Below are 563 nucleotides of genomic sequence, written 5' to 3'. Positions count from 1 at the left end.
TGTGTAGATATCCCCATCCGTAGGGGCAGATCGAGAGAGGCTGTCGTCTGCTTTCTCTCTCAGGGGCACTACACGACAGTATTTCTCTTCTTCCACGCTGTTATGGTACGCAGCACTGTGGGTCTCGGTAATGCGCTCGATATCTTCCGGCGCAGGGTGTTCTGATTCTTGCCTTCGGCAAACTCACGGCTGGCATCAAGAAAGATCACCTGATTGCGCAGACTCTGGGGCTTCTGCTTGTTCAGAATCAATACACAGGCGGGGATACCGGGCCTTACCCCAGTCGTGAGTAAGGGTCTTTCAGCTCTTTCTTGTAGTTGGGCGGAATCTCTTTCGCTTTGCCGTCTTTACTGACCTTTTTGGGGCGGTTCACCTCGATAGGTGTCCACCAGCTTTTGGCTGAGAATGGCGGATTGGCAATGACACGGTCAAAGTTTTTAATGCTGTCCTGATCCAGATGCAACGGGTTGACGAGGATGTCTCCACGCTCCAGTTCCGCACGCATGTTGTGCAGGTACAGGTTCAGTTTGCCAATGGCCCATGTGCCCAGGTTCTTCTCCTGC

2 protein-coding genes are annotated in these 563 nt (G+C 52.9%); both read right to left on the bottom strand.

The features are described 5' to 3' along the window. Window positions 1-68: 68 nt before the first annotated feature. Window positions 69-266 (bottom strand): N-6 DNA methylase, encoded by a 198-nt coding sequence (locus E1189_RS26045; protein ID WP_408014662.1) that lies wholly within the window; start codon window positions 264-266, stop codon window positions 69-71. Window positions 267-274: 8 nt separating this feature from the next. After that, window positions 275-563: N-6 DNA methylase (locus E1189_RS24410; RefSeq protein ID WP_230459857.1), on the bottom strand; the 289-nt coding region annotated here is incomplete at its 5' end.

It is taken from the genome of Parendozoicomonas verongulae (assembly GCF_009711465.1).
In the GTDB taxonomy this organism is placed as follows: Bacteria; Pseudomonadota; Gammaproteobacteria; order Pseudomonadales; family Endozoicomonadaceae; genus Sansalvadorimonas; species Sansalvadorimonas verongulae.
This window is presented reverse-complemented; position numbering and strand designations above follow the sequence as displayed.